The organism is Frankia sp. AgB1.9 (genome assembly GCF_016786355.1).
GTDB lineage: Bacteria > Actinomycetota > Actinomycetes > Frankiales > Frankiaceae > Pseudofrankia.
In genome coordinates, this window is record NZ_JADWYX010000229.1 from 1 (window position 1) to 6772 (window position 6772).

Here is a 6772-nt window from a genome sequence, read left to right on the forward strand (position 1 = left end):
TTGCGGTAAATCGATCTATTTCGCGGCAGGCAACGGTCTTGCCCGCGGCTGCCACGAACGGCCGGGTCCGGAGCCGTTTCTTTTCCGGGCCGCGGGCCGCGCCGTCGCCGCGTGGCCGGCCGCCGAAGCTGGTTCGGTCGGCGTGACCACGCGCCATCAACTGCCGCCCACGGCCTCAGGTCTGGGCGGCTCCTGGTCCACGCACGGCGGCGCAGATGCCGCCGTCGACGAGAAGGTCGATGCCGGTGAGGAACCGGGCGCCGTCCGACAGGAGGAAGGCGACGACGTCGGCGACGTCCTCTGCCTGCCCGATCCGGCCCAGGGGCGTCTGGTCCACCAGCGCCTGCATGAGGCTGTGGGCCTGCGCCTCCTGCCGTCCCTGGGGGGTGTCGATGATCCCCGGGGACACCGAGCAGACCCGGCCGCCGTGGGGGCCGACCCGAACTGCCTCCTGTTGCACGAAGCGGTGTACGCCCCGTTTGGCCCAGGAGTAGGCCGATCCTGAGTCCTCGATCGCCGTCCCGAGTGCCTCATGCATCCGATCGAGGAAGTCGTCCGCGAGCGGGCGATCGAGCACGGCGTCCACGGCTGGGTGCGGTTCGGTCACCATCAGCATCGGCGCCATGGACGCGAAGCACACCATCGCCGTCCCGGTCGTCGTCAGCGGGCGAAGCGCCTCGGCGAGCATCGCGGTGCCGACCAGGTCGACCGTGAAGATCCGGCGCCAGTCCGCCATGGTGGGCGAGATGCCCGCGGCGTGCACCACGGCCCGCAGCGTGCCCAGCTCGGCAACCCGGGCGGCGAGCCGGGCCAGGCCGTCGCCGTCGGTGACGTCGAGTAAGAAGGGTTCGACGAGCGTCGCGCGGCCACCGGTCGACAGTTCTTTGGCGACGACTGCCACAGACTCGTCGCGGTCGATGAGCAGCAGGATGTCGACCGTGCCGACGAGCCGTGCCGCGCAGGCCAGTCCCATGCCGCGGCCAGCGCCGGTGACGATTCCCACGGTCGTCACGGCGCGACCACCCCCGGGAGCGCCGCGGCTGGACGGTCGGCGGGCGTGGTGCTGGCGACGTGACCGCGCGCCGTGCTCCAGTGGGTCGACCGGCCGTAGCGATTGCAAAGGACGTGGCCGGCCAGGCCGCCGGAAGACCATCGCCTGTGTCGGATCAACTCTTTCCCCTCTCATCGTCGGAAATCCCGAGCTTCGTCTGGGAGCCGTGCCATCGCGTCATCGCAGGGACATTCCGCTGCCCATGCCGTGCCGGCGAGCTGGGCGCCATGAACCTGGCCGAGAGCGGCCATCGGCCGCTCACTGTCAGAACTGTTCGAACGAGCGAATCGGATCGCGGCCGTCCCAGCCCGCAGCGGCTTCGCGGACGAGTGTCGCCATCCCGTCCGTCGTGGCCGTGAGTTCCATGATCTCGATGATCGTCGCGGGACCAGCGGGCGGTTCCGCGTAGGCGAAACGAGCCGCGCCTCCCCCGTCGCCGGACCACACCACCGGCCAGCCGGCCGCTTCGACGGACCGCATCGTGGCGTCGAAGTCGGTCGTCCACCAGGCAAGCTGGTGGAATCCATCTCGTCCGGAGTCGAGGAACTCCCGGTAGATACTCGGAGTGTCATCCTCCTGGGCGATCAGTTCGATCTGCAGGTCACCCGAGTTGCCGAAGGCGATCGAGAGCGGGACCGTGCACGGCCGGCCCCGGTAGGTGCCGGTCTGCGACTGGCCCCGCATGACGAACCAGGGCCCAACCCCGAGCTCGAGCCAGCTCGCCAGTGCCTGGTCGAGGTCGCGGACGATATAGCCAATCTGTTGGACGTCTCCCGGAAGAGTGGCCGGCTCGACAGCCGCGTCGGCGTGCGCACCCATCAGTACCTCCTACAGTCAATGATTCTGCGAGTGAGGGTGAACGATCGTGCCGCGGCGGCGCGTCTCGTAACAGCACGCCGGATTCCGTCGCGGCGGCGAGAATGTGAAGCCGTGCGGTTCCGGTCCGGCTCAGGAGGTCCGTACGGGAAGCTTGTCCCAGCCGCGCACGGTCGAGGTACGAGCCTGGACGGCGTTGTCCCAGTCGACCTCCCACGTGGGAAACCGGCTCAGGATCTCGTCGAGCGCTACGCGCCCTTCGAGCCGGGCCAGCGCCGCTCCGAGACAGTGGTGGATGCCGTAGCCAAAGGAGAGGTGTCGCCCCACGTCCCGGTGGATGTCGAAACGGTCGGGGTCGGGAAACCGGGTCTCGTCCCGATTGGCGGAGCCGTTGAGAAGCAGCATGATGCTGCCCGCCGCGACGGTCTGGCCGTAATGCTCGACATCGTCGAGGACGTACCGCGCCTGCACGGGCGATGGTGCCTCGTAGCGGAGGACCTCCTCGACCGCATTGGGGATCAGCGACCGGTCCTCGACCAGCTCACGACGCTGGTCAGGGTGCTCGGCGAGCAGCTTGCCGGTCCAGCCGATGAGCCGCGCCGTGGTCTCGTTTCCCGCCCCGGCAAGCAGGTAGACGTAGTTGAGGACCTCTTCCCGGGTCAGCGTGCGAGTGACGCCGGTCTCGTCCTCGAACTCGGCGTTGAGGAGCTCCGTCATCAGGTCGTCGGATGGATGTTCCGCCCGCCAGTCGACATAGGCCGCGAACGGTTCCGTGAGGCTCATCGTCGGGGGCGCGTGGTCGTCGCCTTCGGCAAGGCGAAGGTTTTCGTCGAAAAGGTCCCGGATGGCCTCCTGGTCCTTCTCCGGAATTCCGAGCAGATAACCGATGACACGCATGGGCATCGCGGCGCCGAGGTCACCCACGATGTCGAACCCGCCGGACCCGACAAGCGGGTCGAGCGAGCGGCGACAGAAGTCGCGCACCAGCGGCTCGAGAGCGTTCATCTTCCGGGGCGTGAACACCCGCGCCATGACGCCGCGATGGGCCCGGTGCACTGGCGGGTCCTCGAAGAGGATCGAACCGGGCGGGATGGGAACGGCTGCTTTGATCATCTCGAGGAGAGTGCCTCGGCCGGACCGGTAGGTCTGCCAGTTGCTCAGGCAGGGCTCGACGTCCTCGAAACGGCTTAAGGCGTAGAAGCCGTGTTGGTCGTTGTAGTAGAGCGGTGCCTCCTGCCGTAGCCGGCGCCACACCGGATAGGGATCCGCGTCGATCTGGAAGTCATATGGGTCGTAGTAGAGATCGCTGCTGCGGGTTGTCGCCGACATAGCCGGGCTCCTTGTCTGAAAGCAGGATGAGGTTATCGGCGCGCGTCGCCCGCTCTCGTCCACGAGGTTTCCAAGAGATCAAGCGTGCTTACCGCGCGCGGGCCGGAGCGCCGTTCGACCCGGGTCGCCCCACTGGGCATGCGCCAGCCACGGCCCGCGCCTCCGCGGAGCGGGTTCCGTCTGCCGCGGCGGGCCGGCGCGATCCGCGCTCAGGCCTTCGGCCAGGCGACCGACTTCGTTTCCAGATACTGTTCGAAACCTTCGAGGCCGTTCTGCCGGCCGATTCCACTGTGCTTGTAGCCGCCGAACGGCAGGTCGGCGCCGTACGGCGTCCCGCTGTTGATGGCGAGGCCGCCGGTGCGGACCCGGTGGGCGACCGCGAGCGACCGCTCGAGCGAGCCGGAGAACATCCCGCCGGCCAGGCGATAACGACTGTCGTTGGCGATGCGGACCGCGTCGTCGTCATCATCGAAGGGGATCACCACGAGGACCGGGCCGAAGATCTCCTCCTGGGCGATGGTCATCGTGTTTTCCACGTCGGTGAAGAGGGTGGGTTCGACCTACCACCCCGTCGGCAGGGCGCGCCCGAGGCTCACCTCGGCTCCTCCCGTCGGCGGCGGGGCTTCTTCGGGTCGCGGAGTTGCAGCGCGTTGACGTAGATCCTGGTGAGCTGTTCGACGGCGGTGTCGAAGTCGTATCCGGAGTCTTCCTGCAGGAGAGATTTCTCGGCGAACCGTATGGTCATCACGGCCAGGGCGTCGGTCACGATGACGGGGTCGAGGGCGGTGTCCGCGAGCCCGCGGCGTTGGAGCTGTTCGATCGAGTTGGCCATCTCTTTCACGTGCTGTTCGTAGAACTGTGACCAGAGCACCCGGACCTGCTCGTTATGCCGGGACACCTGCTCGATCACGTTCATGATCCGCGCCTCCTTGCGATGGGCCTTGAGGCGGATCCGCATGGCCGCGGCGATGCGCTCACGAGGAGTGGCGGTGGAGTGCTGGTCCAGGATGATGTCCACGCCCGCGTTCAACGTGTGGTCGATGACCGTCGCGACCTCGCGGAGAATCTCCTCCTTGGAGTCGAAATAGTGGTAAAAGGCGCTGTGGGTCAGGCCCGCCCGCTCGGCGAAGTCCGAGATCCGGGCTTCGTGGAATCCTTTCTCCTCGAATACCGCCTTGGCCGCCTCGACGAGGCGTGCCCTCGTCTCAGCCCCCCGGCGCGACCGTGGGCCGTCGTCGTCCCAGCGCGGCGCGCGCGGTGGGCCGTCGGCGTTTGACGCCGAAGGCGGCACCGCCGACGGTCTCGGCGGGTGGACAGGCTCCATCTGGGCTCCTTGACGGCTACCGACGCGGCCGCCACAGCGGCCCACGGCTGTGGGGCAAGGCGACGTCCGCAGGCCGACCAGTGGGTCAGGTTCGGCTGAGGAACCAGACATGATCGTCAAATATTTTTGACGATCATGTCTGGAAAAGTTGACCGTAATGTAGACCGTCCACGACGGCACGGCAAGGGTCTCGTCCGGCCGACCAGGCGCCTCACCTGGGATCGGCTGGTTCCCAGCCGTCCCGCGTCTTCGCCACCCAGCGACGGCCCCGCCGCGACGCGCGCTCGCGCTACCCTCGCGAAACCCGTCGTCTTCGCCACGTCGGCGGTGCGGGCGGCCAGCCGGGCGGGGGCCCGGCTCGCGAGCCGGAATGCTCTGACCCGCGTACCGGCACCGGCCGCACCTGAAGGCGCGCAGCTCGGCAAGCCTTGACTTTGACACGGAGACCTGTGACCGTCCCTCTCGGTCCGGCCGACTGGTTCGAGTGGGCGTGCTCGAATGGTCTGGCGACTCCGCGGACCGCCGAACCTCGGCGAACGGTGACCGCGGGTGGTCAAACACCGACCTCTGATCAACATGGACGACGGTCTGCGATTGGGCGCGGTCGTGCGGCTGCCGACTCGGTTGTCGGCGCAGGCATTCCTCGCACCTTTCTCGGGATTTCCCCGTGCCCGCGCAAAGGCGCGCCGGCATTCGAGGCGTCTCCTCATGCCGCCTGTCCCCGCGCCGGCGTCTTGACTCCGACCACACGATCACGTGCCGTCAAACCCATTGGGTCTCGCTCACCGTGCGCACCGGGCGGGGCCCGACGACGCACCAACATCACCCAGCCCACGTCGAGGGGGAGCAGCGATGAAAGCCGTACGTGCCGCGGAGGGCGGCGTTCAGGTCGTCGATCTTGAGGAACCGCCGGGCACCGGGGAACTGCTCCAGATTCGCTCGGCGAGCATCTGCAGTTCCGACCTCATGTACATCTCCTATGGCTGTCGTTTCATCCTCGGCCACGAGCTCGCCGGCGTGGACGAGGCCGGCGACGCCTATGTCGTCGAGGCCCTCTATGGCTGCATGGACTGCGACCAGTGCCGGAGCGGCCGCTATAACCGCTGTCCGACCCATGGTGAGCGCGGGCTCGGCTTTTCCATCGACGGCGGCATGGCCGAGCAGTTCCGCGCCCCGGCCGGTCGGCTTGTCCCGCTGCCCGCCGGTCTCGACGTCCGCGACGCCAGCCTGGTCGAGCCGGCCGCGGTTTCCTGGCACGCCTTACGTCTGGCCGGTACCGGCGTCCAGACTCGCGTCGCCGTCGTCGGCGCCGGCGCTCTGGGTCTGCTCGCCGCGGCGGGCGCTCAAGGCCAGGGCGCCGAGGATGTCGCCATAGAGGCGCGTCACCCTCACCAGATCGAAGCGGCGGCACGGTTGGGCGCGACGATCGGCACCGATGGCCGTTACGACGTCGTGGTCGAGGCGGCCGGCAGCCCGGCCAGTCTCGCCCGCGCGATCGACCTCGTCGCACCCGGCGGGACGATCGTCGTGGTCGGCGTGTTCATGGAGAAGATCGAGATCGACTGGCCCAGCCTGTTCCTCCGCGAGGCACGGCTGATTCCCTCGCTCGGCTACTGCGCTCACGCGGGCGGCCGGGAGATGGAGGACGCCGCGGCGATGCTGGCCGCCAACCCGGAGATCAGCCGCACACTTATCAGCCACAGGTTCCCGCTCAAGGACGCCGAAGAGGCGTTCCAGGTGGCGAGCGACCGCCGGTCAGGCGCCATCCGGGTCGTCCTGGAGCCATGAAATCCCACCGCATGAACCACGACTGACGAGGCGTTCGACTGAACAGCGCCATCAGTCCACTCGAACGCGAATGTTCGACCCCGACAGCCCGACCGGCCCGGACCGGAGTTCTGGCAGCCCACGACCCCGCGAGCGGAGACTGGCATGCAAGCCGATGACCTCATCCTGATCAGTGTTGACGATCACCTGGTCGAGCCACCTGACATGTTCAAGGGCAGGCTGCCCGCGAAGTTCGACGATGTCGCCCCGAAGGTCGTCCGTCGCGATGACGGTTCCGATGTGTGGACCTTCAACGGCACCGTGATCCCGAACGTCGGCCTTAACGCTGTCGCGGGCCGGCCGAGGGAGGAGTACGGCGTTGAGCCGACGTCCTTCGAGGAGATGCGTCCGGGCTGTTTCGACATCCATGAGCGGGTCAAGGACATGAACGCGGCCGGCGTGCTCGGCTCGATGTGCTTCCCGTC

At 68.0% G+C, this 6772-nt stretch carries 5 protein-coding genes and 2 pseudogenes; 2 read left to right on the forward strand and 5 right to left on the reverse strand.

All coding sequences use genetic code 11. The features are described 5' to 3' along the window. Positions 1-175 precede the first annotated feature (175 nt). The 5 genes and pseudogenes from I6A60_RS40495 to I6A60_RS40515 all read right to left on the reverse strand — a co-directional run bounded on the left by I6A60_RS40495 (position 176) and on the right by I6A60_RS40515 (position 4520). Complete coding sequence (locus tag I6A60_RS40495; protein ID WP_203018219.1) at positions 176-1012, reverse strand: SDR family oxidoreductase; 837 nt, start codon at positions 1010-1012, stop codon at positions 176-178. Positions 1013-1315: 303 nt separating this feature from the next. Then, entirely contained in the window at positions 1316-1870 is a 555-nt protein-coding gene (locus tag I6A60_RS40500; RefSeq protein ID WP_203018221.1) for a VOC family protein, read from the reverse strand. Positions 1871-1999: 129 nt separating this feature from the next. Next, positions 2000-3196: a cytochrome P450 gene (locus I6A60_RS40505; protein ID WP_203018223.1), complete on the reverse strand. Its 1197-nt coding sequence runs from the start codon at positions 3194-3196 to the stop codon at positions 2000-2002. 209 nt (positions 3197-3405) lie between these two features. Continuing rightward, positions 3406-3774: pseudogene (locus I6A60_RS40510) on the reverse strand (aldehyde dehydrogenase family protein); the annotation flags it as partial. Positions 3775-3788: 14 nt separating this feature from the next. Then, positions 3789-4520: a TetR/AcrR family transcriptional regulator gene (locus tag I6A60_RS40515; protein WP_203018225.1), complete on the reverse strand. Its 732-nt coding sequence runs from the start codon at positions 4518-4520 to the stop codon at positions 3789-3791. Positions 4521-5372: 852 nt separating this feature from the next. Between I6A60_RS40515 and I6A60_RS40520 the strand changes: the two genes are divergently transcribed. Both I6A60_RS40520 and I6A60_RS40525 read left to right on the forward strand, forming a co-directional pair. Then, on the forward strand, positions 5373-6308 hold the full coding sequence (locus I6A60_RS40520; RefSeq protein WP_203018227.1) for a zinc-binding dehydrogenase: 936 nt from the start codon (positions 5373-5375) through the stop codon (positions 6306-6308). A 144-nt stretch (positions 6309-6452) separates the two neighbouring features. Continuing rightward, positions 6453-6772 (forward strand): annotated as a pseudogene (locus I6A60_RS40525) (amidohydrolase); the annotation flags it as partial.

Excerpts from the sequence above, each read along its gene's own strand:
- I6A60_RS40520 (WP_203018227.1), top strand. The coding sequence starts at position 5,373 with ATGAAAGCCGTACGTGCCGCGGAGGGCGGCGTTCAGGTCGTCGATCTT.
- I6A60_RS40505 (WP_203018223.1), bottom strand. The coding sequence starts at position 3,196 with ATGTCGGCGACAACCCGCAGCAGCGATCTCTACTACGACCCATATGAC.
- I6A60_RS40515 (WP_203018225.1), bottom strand. The coding sequence starts at position 4,520 with ATGGAGCCTGTCCACCCGCCGAGACCGTCGGCGGTGCCGCCTTCGGCG.
- I6A60_RS40500 (WP_203018221.1), bottom strand. The coding sequence starts at position 1,870 with ATGGGTGCGCACGCCGACGCGGCTGTCGAGCCGGCCACTCTTCCGGGA.